The sequence below is a fragment of the Enterococcus sp. E5-37 genome (genome assembly GCF_035726925.1).
Lineage (GTDB): Bacteria > Bacillota > Bacilli > Lactobacillales > Enterococcaceae > Enterococcus_B > Enterococcus_B faecium.
Genome location: NZ_JAPMLG010000006.1, coordinates 131,998 through 148,827 on the forward strand (window position 1 = coordinate 131,998; position 16,830 = coordinate 148,827).

At 37.7% G+C, this 16,830-nt stretch carries 15 protein-coding genes; 10 read left to right on the top strand and 5 right to left on the bottom strand.

Going from position 1 to position 16,830, the window contains the following annotated elements; all coding sequences use genetic code 11:
* Positions 1-58: 58 nt before the first annotated feature.
* Entirely contained in the window at positions 59-529 is a 471-nt protein-coding gene (locus tag OS138_RS06950) for a TspO/MBR family protein (protein WP_002292857.1), read from the bottom strand.
* Positions 530-850: 321 nt separating this feature from the next.
* Between OS138_RS06950 and OS138_RS06955 the strand changes: the two genes are divergently transcribed.
* Positions 851-1,429, top strand: coding sequence for a lytic polysaccharide monooxygenase auxiliary activity family 9 protein (locus tag OS138_RS06955; protein ID WP_002292856.1), 579 nt, complete (start codon positions 851-853; stop codon positions 1,427-1,429).
* A gap of 173 nt (positions 1,430-1,602) precedes the next feature.
* Here OS138_RS06955 and rlmD read toward each other — a convergent pair whose 3' ends face one another.
* Complete coding sequence (gene rlmD, locus OS138_RS06960) at positions 1,603-2,985, bottom strand: 23S rRNA (uracil(1939)-C(5))-methyltransferase RlmD (protein ID WP_002318633.1); 1,383 nt, start codon at positions 2,983-2,985, stop codon at positions 1,603-1,605.
* A gap of 106 nt (positions 2,986-3,091) precedes the next feature.
* Between rlmD and recX the strand changes: the two genes are divergently transcribed.
* From recX to ntdP, 3 genes are all read left to right on the top strand, one after another.
* On the top strand, positions 3,092-3,889 hold the full coding sequence (gene recX, locus OS138_RS06965; RefSeq protein ID WP_002326064.1) for a recombination regulator RecX: 798 nt from the start codon (positions 3,092-3,094) through the stop codon (positions 3,887-3,889).
* Positions 3,882-5,060, top strand: a complete 1,179-nt coding sequence (gene mutY / locus OS138_RS06970) for an A/G-specific adenine glycosylase (RefSeq protein WP_002296955.1) — start codon at positions 3,882-3,884, stop codon at positions 5,058-5,060. Before recX ends, mutY begins: the two co-directional genes overlap by 8 nt.
* 93 nt (positions 5,061-5,153) lie before the next feature.
* The gene (gene ntdP / locus OS138_RS06975) at positions 5,154-5,687 is read left to right on the top strand and encodes a nucleoside tri-diphosphate phosphatase (RefSeq protein WP_002290817.1); all 534 of its coding nucleotides are present in this window, start codon (positions 5,154-5,156) and stop codon (positions 5,685-5,687) included.
* Between the two features lie 77 nt (positions 5,688-5,764).
* Here ntdP and OS138_RS06980 read toward each other — a convergent pair whose 3' ends face one another.
* Positions 5,765-6,199 carry a GNAT family N-acetyltransferase gene (locus OS138_RS06980; protein ID WP_002290819.1) on the bottom strand — a complete coding sequence of 145 codons (435 nt, stop codon included), beginning with the start codon at positions 6,197-6,199 and terminating at the stop codon, positions 5,765-5,767.
* Positions 6,200-6,340: 141 nt separating this feature from the next.
* Between OS138_RS06980 and OS138_RS06985 the strand changes: the two genes are divergently transcribed.
* The 4 genes from OS138_RS06985 to OS138_RS07000 all read left to right on the top strand — a co-directional run bounded on the left by OS138_RS06985 (position 6,341) and on the right by OS138_RS07000 (position 11,363).
* A complete protein-coding gene (locus OS138_RS06985; protein ID WP_002290821.1) occupies positions 6,341-7,459 on the top strand; it encodes an AI-2E family transporter in 1,119 nt (372 codons plus the stop codon).
* 127 nt (positions 7,460-7,586) lie between these two features.
* Positions 7,587-8,963: a hemolysin family protein gene (locus OS138_RS06990; RefSeq protein ID WP_002295395.1), complete on the top strand. Its 1,377-nt coding sequence runs from the start codon at positions 7,587-7,589 to the stop codon at positions 8,961-8,963.
* A gap of 400 nt (positions 8,964-9,363) precedes the next feature.
* Entirely contained in the window at positions 9,364-10,944 is a 1,581-nt protein-coding gene (locus OS138_RS06995) for a peptide chain release factor 3 (protein WP_002298237.1), read from the top strand.
* A 194-nt stretch (positions 10,945-11,138) separates the two neighbouring features.
* Positions 11,139-11,363, top strand: coding sequence for a hypothetical protein (locus OS138_RS07000; protein WP_002290824.1), 225 nt, complete (start codon positions 11,139-11,141; stop codon positions 11,361-11,363).
* Positions 11,364-11,567: 204 nt separating this feature from the next.
* Here OS138_RS07000 and OS138_RS07005 read toward each other — a convergent pair whose 3' ends face one another.
* A complete protein-coding gene (locus OS138_RS07005) occupies positions 11,568-11,888 on the bottom strand; it encodes a DUF1827 family protein (protein WP_002290825.1) in 321 nt (106 codons plus the stop codon).
* 147 nt (positions 11,889-12,035) lie between these two features.
* Positions 12,036-14,270 (bottom strand): ATP-dependent Clp protease ATP-binding subunit, encoded by a 2,235-nt coding sequence (locus tag OS138_RS07010; protein ID WP_002287598.1) that lies wholly within the window; start codon positions 14,268-14,270, stop codon positions 12,036-12,038.
* A 478-nt stretch (positions 14,271-14,748) separates the two neighbouring features.
* Between OS138_RS07010 and OS138_RS07015 the strand changes: the two genes are divergently transcribed.
* Together OS138_RS07015 and ptsP are read left to right on the top strand one after the other, a co-directional pair.
* Positions 14,749-15,015, top strand: coding sequence for a phosphocarrier protein HPr (locus tag OS138_RS07015; protein ID WP_002287602.1), 267 nt, complete (start codon positions 14,749-14,751; stop codon positions 15,013-15,015).
* Complete coding sequence (gene ptsP, locus OS138_RS07020; RefSeq protein WP_002295388.1) at positions 15,015-16,742, top strand: phosphoenolpyruvate--protein phosphotransferase; 1,728 nt, start codon at positions 15,015-15,017, stop codon at positions 16,740-16,742. The genes OS138_RS07015 and ptsP overlap by 1 nt, the downstream gene beginning before the upstream one ends.
* The last annotated feature ends 88 nt before the right edge of the window (positions 16,743-16,830 follow it).

Sequence of the window (16,830 nt, forward strand, 5' to 3'; positions counted from 1 at the left end):
TCTAACTTAGGTGGCACTTTTTCTATGTGTTAAATTACAGGACGTCTCTTTTTAGCGCTTAGTTTAAAAAATAAATTGAATAATTCAATAGAGTTGCGAATAGTACCCATAAATAATAAGGAATCATGAGCCACATTGCCAGGCGATGATGCAGCCACAACTGATACATAAGCACTGACAAGAAAATAACTAAAAGTGTAATATCGATTGCTGCAATGAAAATATTTCTTAAATTAAAAAATAGAGCAGACCATATAAAATTAAAAATGAACTGAATCACAAAAAGACCGACAAGATTGTTTCGCTGTTTTTTGTTGTTGTGATTAAGTAACAAATAAAGAGAAATACCCATCAATATATACAGTAAGGTCCACATCGGCCCAAATATCCAGCTAGGTGGTGCAAATGGTGGAAGTTGCAAAGAATAGTAATATTCTCCGGGATTTCCGCTAAGCAGCCCTGATAAAAAGCCTAATATGACAATTCCTATAACACAAACCCAAAAACGAATATCTTTTATCATCTTCATTTTACTAACTCCTTTCTATAATATTAGTTTACCATGAAGGCTCACAGCAAGACCTGTATTTAGTTTGTGAAGTAAGAAAAAAATTGATGATTGTTGTTATTAAAAAGTTGAACATTTGTTTATATGAATGATGTTTTTGAAAAAGATCATATGATTTAATTCTCATGTTTTCTATTTGTACTTTTCTCGTCTACTTCTGTTATAATCTCCATCTTACTTTTTTCACCTTTTTTATTTCAACATAAAATTATAAAAGCATAATGTTTGTGTTAATGAAATAAAGCGTTTACAATGTGGTTATCAAATGAAGGAGGTTTCTACATGAAAAAGATTAGTACGTTATTGTTTATTGGGTTAGTTAGTTTAGGGTTGTTCGGTTTTAGCATTCCAGGTTTTGCGCATGGTTATATTACTTCTCCAGGAAGCCGTGCATACCTAGGAACATCAGCAGCAGGAAACTTAAATCAAAATGTCGGAAGAGCACAATGGGAACCGCAAAGTATCGAAGCTACCAAAAATACATTCATTGATGGAAAAATTGCTAGTGCAGGAGTCAGCGGCTTTGAGCCTTTAGATGAACAGACATCTAACAGATGGCATAAAAACATGGTTAATCCAGGAACATTAAATATTACTTGGAATTTAACAGCACAACATCGGACAAGTACTTGGGATTACTACATTACCAAACCAACTTGGAATCCTAATCAACCTTTGAAATTTAGTGATTTTGAATTGATCACAAAAATAGACGACAAAGCAACTGTTCCACCAAAAACAGTCAACCAAACGATCACACTTCCGCAGGATCGAAAAGGATATAATGTGATTTTAGCAGTATGGAATATCAGCGATACGACAAATGCATTTTATCAAGTGATAGACGTGAATATCCAATAATAATCAAAAAGGGCTGTGACAAAAACTATGTCACAACCCTTTTTTTAAATAAATAGTGCCCTCCTGTTAACTCTTCGGTCACAAGTACAGTATTCATAAAACATGAAGAGCTATTTTTGTTTGGCTGTTCTTATTACTTGATACAGGGCAGACTTTTTCACAACCTCTTTCATTTAGTCAGCGAGTCTCGTCATCTTCACGACAACTTCACAACGTGCAGTCTGAGGAAACATGTCGACAGACTGTAAATATTCAATCTTGAACTTTTTACTTAAATCAACCAGATCTCTGGCAAGTGTAGAAACATTACAGGAAATATAAACAAGTTTTTTTGGAGGGTATTTCAATAATGATTGGATCAATGCGTTATCCAAACCCGTACGTGGTGGATCTACGATGATACCATCAGGTTGAAAACCTTCATTCAACCATTTAGGCAGAACTTGCTCTGCTGTCCCGACTTCATATCGAGTGTTGTGATATCCTAATCTTTCCGCATTTTTTTTTGCATCAGCGATTGCTTGAGGAACGGTATCCATTCCCCGTACTTCTTTGGCTTGTTTTGCTACACTTAAGCCGATCGTCCCAACTCCGCAATAAGCATCCACGATCGTTTCATTAGGCTGGACATCTAATGCTTTAATTCCTTCGCCATAAAGCAATTCGGTCTGCTGAGGATTGAGTTGAAAGAAGGCACGAGGAGAAAGATCGAAAGTCACTTCATTGATTTGTTCTTCAATGGCTTCTTTTCCCCATAAGTGGATCGTTTCATCCCCCATCACGAGAGACGTTTTTTGTGCCTGGACATTTTGCATGATTGAAACAACTTCGGGCAGTCGTTCATTGATCTCACGGATCATTGCATTTTTTTGCGGGAATTTTTTACTGCGAGTAATAAAAACAACTTGTAACTCCCCAGTTTTGACACCGATTCTAACCATGATTGTGCGGAAGATTCCACTGTTTGTCCGTTCATCATAGATGGGTGCATCAAATTTATTCAATAGTTGAACAACAGTATTCATTACTTTTTGTGTTCGAGGTTCTTGAACCAAGCAGTCTGTTATAGGGACTAACTGATGAGAGTTTGCTTCGTATAAACCAGCTTCAATTTTTTGAGTCTGCTTATTTTTTCGTAACTGAAATTGTGCTTTGTTTCTATAATGCCAAGGCTCATCCATCCCGATCGTCGGCAAAAGTTGATAAGATCGAAAGCCTGCTGGTTTGAATTTTTCCAATGCTTGCAAAAGCAGATCCTTTTTAAAATCCAATTGGGCTTGATAAGCTAAGTGTTGTAATTGACAGCCACCGCATTCATAGTAAACAGGACATGGTGCCACTACCCGATCTTTGCTTGTTTTTTTGACTTTTATTAATTCTCCTTCTGCATAGCGAGGAGTTGCTTTCGTGATTTTCACTAGTACTTCTTCTTTTGGTAGTGCATATGGAACAAATATGATCAACCGTTTGAAATAACCGATTCCTTCACCATTTATGCCTAAACGCTTGATTTTCAAAGGAACCGTTTGTCCAGTTTTGACAATTGTTTCTGCCATAAGTATCTCCCTTTTTCTTTTTTCTGTGGTTTATTCTAACATATAATATCTGATTACGGGGATTTTCTGTGGTATGATAGAGAATATATGTTCGAGGAGGATGTTTATGTTAACCGTTACGAGAATCAGTAAAGGCAAAGGCCCTTTCTATCGCGTAGATTTATCTGAAGGAGAAGCTTTACAAGTATCTGAAGATGTATTAGTACGCTATCGATTATTAAAAGGACGGGAATTAGACGAAGAAACTATCCAAGAGATCAAGAAGAGTAGCGGAGCTGATTTCGGTTTTCACCTAGCAATGAATTACTTAAGTTATCAGTTGCGATCGGAAAAAGAAATCCGAACATACTTAAAAGAAAAGGAAATCCTTCAAGAAGATCGAAATAAAATCGTAGCCCGCTTAAAAGAATTGGACCTTGTCGATGATTTGGTCTATGGGGAAAGTTATGTGCGCACGAATATGCGCTTAAGTGACAAAGGACCAAAGAAATTAGCGCAGCAGATGCAGCAAAAAGGTTTGAAACCTGAAATCATTGAACAAGCGCTCAGCCAATATACATTTGAAGACCAAGTTCAAAATGCACATCAGACAGCCGAAAAAGCGTTTGGAAAAAATCACGGAAAAAGCCAAAAAGAATTATTGAGAAAAATCCAACAAACATTGATGACGAAAGGCTTTTCTCAAGAAGTGATCCAACAAGCGATGGCTGATCTTCCGCAAGAAGCAGATCAAGAAATAGAATATGATTATTTAGTCAAACAAGGAGATAAACTATGGCGAAGAAATTTAAGGTTTGAACCTAAAAAAAGAAATCTAAAAGTAAAGCAAAGCTTATATCAAAAAGGATTTGATTTGGATATGATCCAGCGATTCATTACGGAAAAGGAAGAGGAAAGTGAATAAAGAATGGGAAAAATGGACAGATAAAGAAACAAAAGAATTTCAAGATCAGTTCATTCAATGGTATGAACAAGAAAAAAGAAACCTGCCTTGGCGCTATAATCGTGATCCTTATCGTATCTGGATCTCTGAGATCATGCTTCAGCAAACCAGAGTAGACACAGTGATCGATTATTTTTATCGTTTCATGGAATGGTTTCCTACAATTGAAGAGCTAGCAAATGCTCCAGAAGAAAAGCTTTTAAAAGCATGGGAGGGCCTTGGTTATTACTCAAGAGCCCGGAACATCCAAGCTGCTGCTAAACAGATCATGTCAGAATTTGATGGGGAAATGCCGCAAACGCCTGAAGAAATTAGCTCATTGAAGGGAATAGGACCATATACGACAGGCGCGATTGCAAGTATCGCATTTGGACTTCCAGAACCCGCGGTTGACGGCAACGTGATGCGAGTAGTCAGCAGATTGTTTTGCATTGAAGCAGACATCGCAAAAGCTTCTAGCAGGAAAATCTTTGATGAAGCGATGCGGAAAATCATTGATGAAAAGCATCCAGGTGAATTCAACCAAGCAATGATGGATCTAGGTTCAGCTATCTGTACACCAACTTCTCCAAAGTGTGAGACTTGTCCGATCCAAGCCTTTTGTTTAGCTAACAAACGAGGAATCCAAACGAGTTTTCCTGTAAAAACAAAAAAAGCAAAGCCAAAAGACGTTTATTATATCAGTGCGGCTCTTCAAAATCATTCTGGAGCGTATTATTTTGAAGAAAGAGATAGCCAAAAATTGCTGGCGAATATGTGGACATTTCCAATGATGGAAGTGACACAAGAGGAGTATGAGCGATTGAAAAAAGAATGGGAAACAAAGCCAGAAATCGATCTGTTTGATGACCTAGTAGCAGAAGAAGAGCAAAATCTCCCATTTGAAAAGCAGGAACTCTTTGTTTGGCAGACACGACATTTAGGAGAAGTTACTCATATTTTTAGTCATCTGAAATGGCATGTTCTCCTTTTTTACGGACGGGCAACCGAGGGAGCAGAACAAGAATTTACCGAGAACAAAACTTCGAAGTGGTTGAAGCCTGATGCATTTGATTCGGTCGTTTTTCCTAAGGTCCAAATGAAACTGGTAGATCAGTTAGAGAAAAATCGAAACAATAGGAATCCTTTCTAGGCAAAGCTCATTTTTATTGATATAATAATTATGATGTCGGTGTAATGAACACCCAAACACAAAGCACAAAATGCTGCTTAAGGAAGGGTTGCTATGGGAGTTCCAAAAGAAGGAGAGTTTGTGACGATCCAAAGTTACAAGCACGACGGCAAATTGCATCGAACGTGGCGAGATACCATGGTATTAAAAACAAGCGAACACTCTATGATCGGCGTGAATGATCACACATTAGTCACTGAATCTGATGGACGCCGATGGGTAACGCGCGAACCAGCGATTGTTTATTTTCATAAAAAATACTGGTTCAATGTAATAGCAATGATCAGAGAAAAGGGGGTTTCCTATTATTGTAATCTAGCTTCACCTTTTTTGCTGGACGATGAGGCCTTGAAATATATCGACTATGACTTGGATATCAAGGTATTTCCTGACGGCGAGAAACGACTATTGGATGTCGATGAATATGAGATGCACAGCAAAATGATGAATTATCCGAACGATATTGACTTCATCCTAAAAGAAAATGTGAAGATTCTGGTTGACTGGATCAATAATGGAGATGGCCCGTTCTCGGAAGGCTATATTGATATTTGGTATAACCGTTACAAGCAATTGTCGCGTAAGTAAACACAAAAAAGAACAGTAAGCCAGTGAGAGATTTTTCTCAAAAGCTTGCTGTTTTTTGCTTTTTTCGAAATAAATTTTTATAAAGTCTTTTTCATATAAATATGAGGCATGCCAGCATCTTCAAAAGGATCGCCGTAAGCTGTATATCCTAGTTTTTCGTAAAAAGTTTCAGCTGTGGACTGTGCCCCTAATAAAATCGTATTATAGCCTTGATTCTTAGCAAAGTTTTCTGCTTCTTCAATCAATATTTTTCCTAACCCTTGGTGTCTGTATTCAGAAAGAATCGCCATCCGCTGTAATTTCATTTTTCCGTTTTCTAAAGGCAAAAGACGTACAGTTCCTTGCGGTTCTTTTTTATCTGAGTACAGGACGAAGTGGATACAATGGGCTTCATCTTTGTCTATTTCTCGAGACAAAGGCACACCCTGTTCGACTACAAAAACTTGATGCCTGATCCGTACAGCATCTAAGTAGATATTGCTCATTGTATCTTTTGTTTGTACAACTTTCATGGTCTAGCCACCTTCCTTTCGTATAGTATACTGGAAAATAAAACAAATAAAAAGTATGGCAAGTTTTCAAAAATAAAAAAAGAATAAAAGAATTTTTAACGAATATAATATATACTAGTAAGAAAGAAAGGAGGAAATCTATTGTTTGAAAAACTTAGACAGTCTAAACTAATGTTTTGGTCGCTTGAATTATTGATCATAGCTGCATTGATCATGATTTCATCAGAAATAAACTTTATTTTCGAACCGATCGGGACATTTTTTTCCACGTTATTTGCACCTGTACTGATTGCAGGCTTTCTTTACTATTTATTGAATCCTATTGTCAAGCTGTTGATGAAAGCAAAAATCAAAAGAATATGGGCTGTCGCAATTGTGCTGCTCCTTTTAGTTGCAGCAATTATTTGGATTTTACTTAGTGTCATCCCAAGTCTAGTACAGCAAATTTCCTCATTGGCATCTAATATGCCTGATTTCATCAAACAGGTAGAAAGCTGGTTAAAAGAGGTAGCCGAATTGCCTTTGTTCAAGGAAGTAGATATCAATAAATATTTTGAGCAATTAGACATTTCTTACGGGACAATCATTCAGCAATTCCTTAGTGGAGTATCCAATAGTTTAGGTTCGATCGTTGGAACGATCGCTTCGGCAACCGTAGTAATCATTACAGCACCATTCATCTTGTTCTATATGTTGAAAGACGGAGAAAAACTAGTGCCAAACATCCAACAGTTTTTCCCAGAAAAAAGAAGAAACCAAATTGTGGAGTTATTGGGGCAACTGAATAAAACATTGGCTAATTACATTAGCGGACAAGCAATCGAATGTTTATTCGTTGGTACCTTCACATTTTTAGGATATATGGTAATTGGTGTGGATTATGCTTTCTTATTTGGGGTCATTGCGGGATTGACAAACCTAATTCCATATTTAGGACCTTATCTAGGACTAGCACCTGCATTTCTAGTAACAGTCTTCAATGATCCGGTAAAAGCATTACTTTGTTGTGTGGTTGTGCTAATCGTCCAACAGTTGGATGGGAATATCATTTATCCTAATGTAATTGGGAAATCACTGAAAATCCATCCATTAACGATCATTATCGTTCTTCTAGTAGCTGGAAATATTGCCGGATTGCTTGGTATCTTCTTAGGTGTTCCTTTTTACGCAATCTGCAAGACGATCATTTCCTATATAATCAAAATCGTCAAAGAAGACAAGCAAAATGAAAACAAGAAGAAAATTGCTACGACCTCGTAGGTAGTTTTAGTACACTTGTTTTTATTGCAAAGAAAATTGCTTTGTGATACCATTTTAACGTGGCTATAGTGCCACGTTTTTTTCTATCGTAAACTAAAAATTAATTTTATAAGGAGAGAATGCGATTATGAATGCTGACCCTGAGAGTCAGTCGCTGTTAGCGCAGATTTTATTATTGATCGTTTTGACATTGATCAATGCTTTTTTAGCAGCTTCCGAAATTGCTGTTGTTTCGATCAATAAGAATCGAATCGAGCAAAAAGCTGATGAAGGAGATGTGAAATCTCAAAAGCTTTTAAAAATATTGCAGAATCCAAATAATTTCCTATCGACAATCCAAGTAGGAATCACTTTGGTCAACATTTTGTCTGGTGCTTCACTAGCTAATACTTTATCGGAACGGTTAGCTCCGGTATTAGGTGGCGGCACAGCGGCAAAAAATATTGCAAATATCATTGTGCTGGCTATTTTGACCTATGTATCGATTGTTTTTGGAGAATTGTACCCTAAACGTATTGCTTTAAATAAATCAGAAGAAGTCGCAAAGTTCACTTCAGGGCTGATACGCTTGATTGGTGTAGTAGCTAAGCCCTTCGTCTGGCTGCTTTCTGCTTCCACAAGTTTATTGGCGCGTATCACGCCGATGACCTTTGATGATGAAGATTCAAAAATGACCAGAGATGAAATGCGTTATATGCTTGAAAACGAAGGCGTATTGAATAATGAAGAATTAGAAATGCTCCAAGGGGTTTTTTCTCTTGATACGAAAGTTGCCCGAGAAGTCATGGTCCCACGAACGGATGCATTTATGATTGATATCAACGACACTGTGGAAGAAAATGTGAATGAAGTTTTATCCGAAAACTATTCAAGAATCCCTGTTTATAACGAAGACAAAGATAAAGTAGTCGGAATCCTTCATACAAAGAATTTACTAAAAGCTGCCCATAAATTCGGCTTTGATAATTTAGATATCAAGAAAATCATGCAGGAGCCTTTATTCGTTCCTGAAACGGTCTTTATTGATGATCTGTTATATGAAATGAAAAAGACGCAGAATCAGATGGCTATTTTATTAGATGAATATGGCGGCGTCGTTGGGTTAGCAACACTAGAAGACCTTTTAGAAGAAATCGTCGGAGAAATCGATGATGAATCAGATGAAGTTGAGAATCTTTATGAAAAAATCGATGAACACGAATATATCATCCAAGGACGTATGCTGATTGATGAGTTCAATGAAGCTTTTGACAGCGATCTGCATATGAGTGATGTAGATACGATGGCTGGTTATTTGATTACAGCATTAGGCATGATTCCGGATGAAGGCGAAAAGTTATCGTTTGATGTCGATAATATTACGCTGGTTTCTGAAGAAATGGAAGGTTCTCGAATCCTTAAAATCCGTGTCATTTTTCATGATCCGGAAGAAACAGAAGCGGAACCTGAAGAAGAACGAAGATACTTCAGAAAAGAATTCGAAGATGACGAGCCAAGAAGATAATTGGAAACTTGGTTATGAAAGACGTGTTGCTTGAATAAACAAGCAACACGTCTTTTCTTTTAGTCAGCTGACAAAAAAATATTTGACTCTTATGGTTTGGTGGCTTTTTCATTCGCTGAATCCATGCTATACTGATTCAGTTGTAGTAGTTGACAAAGGTTGTGAAAAAGCTATCCTGCATTAAGTAATAAGAGCAGCCAAGCAAAAACAGCTTCTCGTATTTTTGGCTTGGGTGGGCTTATTGCTGATAGGCTGTCTCTAGAACGCCGTTTACTCGGAAAAAGAGACTGCTACACGGCTTTTGTCACAGCCCTATATGAAATTGTCTTTCTTTAAGAGATCGGACAATCTGTGCCTAGAGAAAATATAAATAATTGAATGGAAGAAATGGAGTTAGGTTATGAATAATCCAGAATTAAAGCAACAAGTGGACAATCGCAGAACTTTTGCGATCATTTCCCATCCGGATGCTGGGAAAACAACGATTACAGAACAATTACTATTGTTTGGTGGGGCTATCCGTCAAGCCGGGACCGTAAAAGGCAAAAAAACAGGTAATTTTGCCAAATCAGACTGGATGGAAATCGAGAAACAACGTGGGATTTCTGTTACTAGTTCTGTTATGCAGTTTGATTATCAAGGGAAACGAGTAAATATCTTGGATACACCAGGACATGAAGATTTTTCTGAAGATACTTATCGTACTTTGATGGCCGTGGATAGTGCGGTTATGGTAATCGATAGTGCAAAAGGGATCGAAGCACAGACAAAGAAATTATTCCAAGTTGTAAAAAAACGTGGCATCCCGATATTTACTTTTATCAACAAACTAGATCGTGATGGTCGTGAACCATTGGAATTGTTAGAAGAATTAGAAGAGCTATTAGATATCGAATCTTATCCGATGAATTGGCCAATCGGTATGGGTAAAGGGCTAGAAGGTCTTTATGATATCTACCATAATCGTGTAGAGTTTTATCGTCCGGAAAATTATCAGGATGAACGATTAGTAGAATTGGATGAAGATGGACTGCTTCCCGAAAATCATCCTCTAACTGAAAATTCCTTATATGAACAAGTCTTAGAAGAAGTAGAACTAATCAAAGAGGCTGGAGATGCATTTAATCAAGAAAAAATTGCTCGTGGCGATCAGACACCAGTATTTTTTGGTTCTGCATTGACTAACTTCGGTGTACAGACTTTTTTAGAGACTTTCGTTGAATTGGCACCAGCTCCTTATGGACACAAAACACAAGATGATCAGATGGTAAGTCCTTATGAGGAAGAATTTTCAGGTTTCGTATTCAAGATCCAAGCAAATATGAATCCAGCCCATCGTGACCGAATCGCTTTTGTCCGAATCTGTTCTGGAACATTCGAACGAGGAATGGATGTCTGGTTGGAACGTACAAATAAAAAACTGAAATTAAGCAATGTCACACAATTTATGGCAGATTCGAGAGAAAACGTCGAAAAAGCAGTAGCAGGCGATATCATCGGTGTATATGATACAGGTAATTATCAGATTGGGGATACATTGTTCGAAGGAAAACTAAAAGTTGCTTATGAAGAACTCCCTTCATTTACTCCAGAGCTATTTATGAAAGTGACTGCAAAAAATGTCATGAAGCAAAAATCCTTCCACAAAGGAATCTATCAATTAGTTCAAGAAGGAGCGATTCAGCTTTATAAAACATATCTAACGGAAGAATATATCATTGGAGCTGTTGGTCAGCTACAATTCGAAGTATTCCAATATCGTATGTTAAATGAGTATAACGCCGAAGTAATCATGTCTCCAATGGGACACAAAATCGCTCGCTGGATCGATCCAGAAGATTTGGATGAGAAGATGAGTTCAAGCCGCAATATCTTGGCTCGTGACCGTTTCGACCAACCATTGTTCTTATTCGAGAACCAATTTGCAGAACGCTGGTTTGCGGATAAATATCCTAATGTAAAATTAAAAAGTTTGATGTAAAGAAGTCTTTACAAGCTGCCCTGCATCAAGTAATAAGAATAGCCAAACAAAAACAGCTTCTCATATTTTGTTTAGAGCCGTGACGGATTTTCCGTGACGGCTCTTTTTACTATTTAAAATCATAGAAATGTCTAATCAAAAAAATATAAAAATTATTTTGCGTACATATGATTAAAGAAAGGAGAGTGTGACACATGGAAACAGAATGGCAAAGACGTGAAAGAAAAAAACAGAAAAAAGAAGAGATGTTACAATTATGTCAATTATTAGATGTAAAAGACTGGGACAAAAACGAGCAGATTGCACAAAAAGTACGATCAATCATCCATAAAGAGGAAAAAGTTAAAAATAAAGACACGCGTAGAACTGAAAATGAAAAGAGAAAAGTACAAAAGAAAAGAGAAAAATCAAAAAGCTAGAAAGAAAAAGAGGCTGGGACAGAAGCGTTTAACTCCAAGAAATAAGAAGAAATTCACGAAAATTGCTTTTCAAATTTTTGTGAATTTCAGCTTATTTCCGAAGGAGTTGCTTCTGCTTCCGCCGTTTATACGTGTCTAGAGCGTGAGACAAAAGTGTTCTTTACTTTTGTCCCACGCTCTTTAATTATTATGTTCAAAATTTGTTTACACGGCTAATGTAGCGCCTAATTCATGTTTTGGAATCGAGATCTCAACAAGGCCTGCCAATTCGATTACTTTGATTTCATCCTCGTGGTAAACGGCGTCTTTGATTTTATCTAAGAAATAATTTTTAGCATCTTCGATTTCTTTCGGCTGGATTTTACGTTTGTCATTGATCAGCAGAATTTCATTATGTTCAGGGGCTTCAGTGTAGACAATAGTGGTATTTCCGGCTGTGTAGACCTTGACTAGATGGGCATCAGTGTTTTCAAGCTGGTTTAATACAAGACGGGAATGGCTGTTTGTTACATTTACCAATTTCATGGCGCTCACCTCTTTTATGTATTTTTAATTGCTTGTTTCTCTTATTATAATTTCTTTTTTATAAAATGAACAGTATTTTGACTTTTCTGAAAAAAGAATGAGACGGCATTTCTCAAAGAAATACCGCCTCACGCTATAAAACTGGATTTATTCAGCCGTTTCTTCGGCTGATTCTTTTGCCAAACGTTCTGGTTTAGAAGTAACGATGATTTTTCCATCTTTATCCAGTTTTGCTTTCAACTCATGGATAGAAGGGTGATCAAGATAAAATTCAGCGATACCATCTTCGATTTGTTCTTGGATCGTGCGTCGAAGAGGACGAGCACCCATAGATGGATCATAGCCTAAGTCAACTAATTTTTCTTTGACATTCGTAGGAACTTCGATGTGAAGTTGCTGTGCTGCCAGCATTTGGTTGACATCGTCTAGCATTAGTGTGACGATTGTCATCAAGTTTTCTTTTGATAATGCACTGAATTCGATGATCCCGTCAAAACGGTTCAGAAATTCTGGTGTAAAGTAGTTGTTTAATTGGTTCAATACAGAACGAGTAACACCTTCGCGTGCCGCACCAAAACCAACGTTTGCTTCTACTTTACCAGTTCCGGCATTACTTGTCATAATGATGATCGTATCTTTAAAGCTGACCGTTCTTCCTTGTGCATCTGTCAATCGACCATCATCTAAGATTTGCAAGAACATATGCAAAACATCTGGATGAGCTTTTTCTACTTCATCTAACAAGACAAGACTGTAAGGATTTCTCCGTACTTTTTCTGTTAATTGACCAGCTTCTTCGTATCCGACATAACCTGGAGGAGAACCAATCAATTTAGAGACACTATGTTTTTCCATATATTCAGACATATCGAAACGAATCATTGAATCTTGTGAACCGAATAGTTCGTAGGCAAGTTGTTTCGCAAGCTCTGTTTTACCTACACCAGTTGGTCCAACAAATAAGAAGGAGCCGATTGGACGATTCTGTTTGTTTAATCCAACACGGTTTCGGCGAATCGCTTTCGCTACTCGATCTACAGCGTTATCTTGTCCGATGACATGAGCTTTCAAGTCATCTGCTAAGTTTTTCAGTTGTGTCTGTTCTTTTTCTTTTAATTCACCCACTGGAATACCTGTCCGTTGTTCAACGATTTTTTCCATATCTTTTTCGGTAATCACAGGTGTTTCCTCTTCAGTGAGCTGACGTTCTTTCATTTTTTGAAGTTTATTGATCTGATCGCGATAATAAGCTGCTTTTTCGAAATCTTCTTCTCGAGAAGCTAAAACTTTTTGTTCTTCTGCTTCTTGCAGTTTTTTCTCGATTGTTTTAGGATCAACGATTTGGATCGTCAAGTTTTTCTTAGAACCTGTTTCATCTAGCAAATCGATGGCTTTATCCGGCAAGAAGCGATCTTGGACGTAACGATTGGATAAAGTTGCGGCTGCTTCGATGGCCTCATCAGTATATTTTACATGATGATAGTCTTCATAACGTTTTTGCAAACCTTTCAAAATACTGATCGTTTCTTCGACAGTTGGTTCATCTACCCGTACAGGTTGCATACGACGTTCTAAAGCAGCGTCTTTTTCGATGATGCGGTACTCGTTTAAGGTAGTAGCACCAACCATTTGCAATTCTCCTCGAGCTAAAGCTGGTTTTAAAATATTACCAGCATCCATATTTCCATCACCAGCAGAACCAGCACCGACGATTTCGTGAACTTCATCTATGAATAGGATCACATTTTCTGCTTGACGGATCTCTTCAATCAATTTTTGCATACGTTCTTCAAATTGTCCTCGTATACCAGTACCTTGGACTAAAGATACGACATCTAAACGAATGACTTCTTTGTCCATTAATTTTTGCGGTACATCACCATCTACGATTTTTTGTGCTAAACCTTCAACAACTGCTGTTTTACCAACACCTGGTTCTCCAATCAAGACAGGATTGTTCTTGGTTCGGCGATTTAAAATTTCAATGACTCGTTTGATTTCGTCATCGCGTCCGATCACAGGATCGATATCACCTTGTCGTGCTTGTTCTGTGATATTGATTCCGTATTCTCCCAATAAACCTTCTGTATTGCCTTGAGGTGGCTGACCACCATTGAAGTTGTTGTTTCCGCCAAATTGTGTTGGTGGTGTTTGCTCATAATTTCCTTGCTGTTGCATTTGGCGAGACATGGAACGGAAAAGATCGTCCAAACTGCCAAATCCAAATGGATCATTTTGGGCCATATTAGTCAGACCTCCATTTTGTTGATTTTTGATTTTTTGATAACAGCTCTGACAGTAATCGAGTTGTGTCCGCTGACCATTGACAGTGGCATACAAGTGAATCGTTGCCTCATTCTTGCCGCAGTTTTGACAAAGCATGAATCATTCACGTCCTTTCACAAAAATGGGTACATCCATATTTTACATCTCGTTTTTCATGAGGTAAAAGAATAACCCCTAGTTTTTTAAGAGATTTATGAGGTAGAAAAGGTGAAATCTCTATTGACCATTCCTGACCTTTGACTCTTATTATACTAAAAATAAAAAGGGAAGCAAGTAATTCGTTTCATATGAAAACAAAGAGGGTCAAAGGAAAGAATGATAAACGTCAGGAGAAGAGAAAGCGACAAGAAAAAGAAAATAAACACGTTTGTTATAAAATGTGAAGAAAAGGATGAAAAAGAATCTGGAATAATTTGAATACTTTTATCTGAAATTGAATGAAAACTGTTGTATCTAACGAAAAAAAATGTTAATCTTTACAGATGAAAGGGTGGCATTTGTTAGGATTCTCTGAATTACTAAAAAAGAAAACCCTCACATAAAAACAACACTCACTTAAAGGAGACCGATTAATATGGAAAAGAAAGAATTTCACGTAGTAGCAGAAACTGGGATCCACGCTCGTCCAGCTACACTATTAGTACAAACAGCAAGCAAATTTAACTCTGATGTAAACTTAGAGTATAAAGGTAAATCAGTAAACTTGAAATCAATCATGGGCGTTATGTCTTTAGGTGTAGGTCAAGGTTCTGATGTTACTATTACTGCAGAAGGTGCTGACGAAGCTGATGCAATGGCAGCAATCGTTGAAACAATGAAGAAAGAAGGCTTATCTGAATAATGGTTGAAATGCTAAAAGGGATTGCCGCTAGTGACGGTGTAGCCGTTGCAAAAGCTTACCTGCTAGTTCAACCGGATTTAACATTCAGTAAGGCAACAGTAGAAGATACTGCGGCTGAAGAAGCTCGTTTGGATGCTGCATTAGCTAAATCTACTGAAGAATTGCAGCAAATTCGTGAAAAAGCAGCGCAAAGCTTAGGTGAAGCAGAAGCGCAAGTATTTGATGCCCATTTGATGGTTCTTTCAGATCCAGAAATGGTAGGTCAAATCAAGCAAAATATTAAAGACAACAGCGTAAATGCTGAATCAGCGCTAAAAGAAGTAACGGATATGTATATCGGTATGTTCGAAGCAATGGAAGATAATGCTTATATGCAAGAGCGTGCTGCAGATATTCGTGACGTTGCTAAACGTATTTTAGCGCACTTATTAGGCGTTACTTTACCAAATCCATCAATGATCAACGAAGAAGTGGTCGTTGTTGCACATGACTTGACTCCAAGTGATACAGCACAATTAGATCGCAATTTTGTAAAAGCGTTTGTAACAGACATTGGTGGACGTACTTCACATTCTGCTATCATGGCACGTTCTTTAGAAATTCCAGCAATCGTTGGGACAAAAGAAATTACTGCTAAAGTCAAAGAAGGCGATATTTTGGCTGTCAACGGGATCGAAGGCGATGTAATCATCGATCCTACAGATGAACAAAAAGCTGAATTTGAAAAAGCAGGTGCAGATTACGCAGCACAAAAAGCAGAATGGGAAAAATTAAAAAATGCAGAAACTGTCACAGCTGACGGCAAGCATTTTGAATTAGCTGCAAACATCGGAACACCAAAAGATCTAGTTGGTGTCCATAATAATGGTGGAGAAGCAGTTGGTCTGTACCGTACTGAATTCTTGTATATGGATTCTCCAGACTTCCCAACAGAAGATGACCAATATGAAGCTTACAAAGCTGTATTAGAAGGTATGGAAGGAAAACCTGTAGTTGTTCGTACAATGGACATCGGTGGAGATAAAGAACTACCATATCTGCAATTACCTCATGAAATGAATCCATTCTTAGGATATCGTGCATTGCGTATCAGTTTATCTGAACAAGGCGACGAAATGTTCCGTACACAAATGCGTGCATTGCTTCGTGCATCTGTTCATGGTAATTTACGTATCATGTTCCCTATGGTAGCTACACTCAAAGAATTCCGCGCAGCAAAAGCGATCTTTGAAGAAGAAAAACAAAAATTGATCAGTGAAGGCAAGGAAGTATCTGATACGATCCAAGTCGGCATCATGATCGAGATTCCAGCAGCAGCAGTCTTAGCAGACAAGTTTGCAAAAGAAGTAGATTTCTTCTCTGTAGGTACGAACGATTTGATTCAATACACAATGGCAGCAGACCGTATGAACGAACGCGTTTCTTACTTGTACCAACCATATAACCCATCAATTTTACGTTTGATCAAAAATGTAATTGATGCAGCACACGCTGAAGGAAAATGGGCAGGTATGTGTGGAGAAATGGCTGGAGATCAAACAGCTGTTCCATTGCTAGTAGGTATGGGTCTAGATGAGTTCTCAATGAGTGCGACATCTATTCTTAAAACGCGTAGTTTAATGAAACGCTTGGACACAGCGAAAATGGCTGAACTTGCTGATCGTGCATTGAAAGAATGCGATACGATGGAAGAAGTCGTTGAACTTGTTCATGAATATGTAAAATAAACAACGTATCAAAAGCTGGTGTGGCTTGTAAAAGAGCTACGCCAGTTTTTTTGTTCTTTTTTAAGAAAACGTTTTTGTCAGTAAGAAT

Excerpts from the sequence above, each read along its gene's own strand:
- recX (WP_002326064.1), top strand. The coding sequence starts at position 3,092 with ATGTTAACCGTTACGAGAATCAGTAAAGGCAAAGGCCCTTTCTATCGC.
- OS138_RS07000 (WP_002290824.1), top strand. The coding sequence starts at position 11,139 with ATGGAAACAGAATGGCAAAGACGTGAAAGAAAAAAACAGAAAAAAGAA.
- OS138_RS07005 (WP_002290825.1), bottom strand. The coding sequence starts at position 11,888 with ATGAAATTGGTAAATGTAACAAACAGCCATTCCCGTCTTGTATTAAAC.
- rlmD (WP_002318633.1), bottom strand. The coding sequence starts at position 2,985 with ATGGCAGAAACAATTGTCAAAACTGGACAAACGGTTCCTTTGAAAATC.
- OS138_RS06980 (WP_002290819.1), bottom strand. The coding sequence starts at position 6,199 with ATGAAAGTTGTACAAACAAAAGATACAATGAGCAATATCTACTTAGAT.
- ntdP (WP_002290817.1), top strand. The coding sequence starts at position 5,154 with ATGGGAGTTCCAAAAGAAGGAGAGTTTGTGACGATCCAAAGTTACAAG.
- OS138_RS06995 (WP_002298237.1), top strand. The coding sequence starts at position 9,364 with ATGAATAATCCAGAATTAAAGCAACAAGTGGACAATCGCAGAACTTTT.
- ptsP (WP_002295388.1), top strand. The coding sequence starts at position 15,015 with ATGGTTGAAATGCTAAAAGGGATTGCCGCTAGTGACGGTGTAGCCGTT.
- OS138_RS07010 (WP_002287598.1), bottom strand. The coding sequence starts at position 14,270 with ATGCTTTGTCAAAACTGCGGCAAGAATGAGGCAACGATTCACTTGTAT.
- OS138_RS06955 (WP_002292856.1), top strand. The coding sequence starts at position 851 with ATGAAAAAGATTAGTACGTTATTGTTTATTGGGTTAGTTAGTTTAGGG.
- OS138_RS06990 (WP_002295395.1), top strand. The coding sequence starts at position 7,587 with ATGAATGCTGACCCTGAGAGTCAGTCGCTGTTAGCGCAGATTTTATTA.
- OS138_RS07015 (WP_002287602.1), top strand. The coding sequence starts at position 14,749 with ATGGAAAAGAAAGAATTTCACGTAGTAGCAGAAACTGGGATCCACGCT.
- OS138_RS06950 (WP_002292857.1), bottom strand. The coding sequence starts at position 529 with ATGAAGATGATAAAAGATATTCGTTTTTGGGTTTGTGTTATAGGAATT.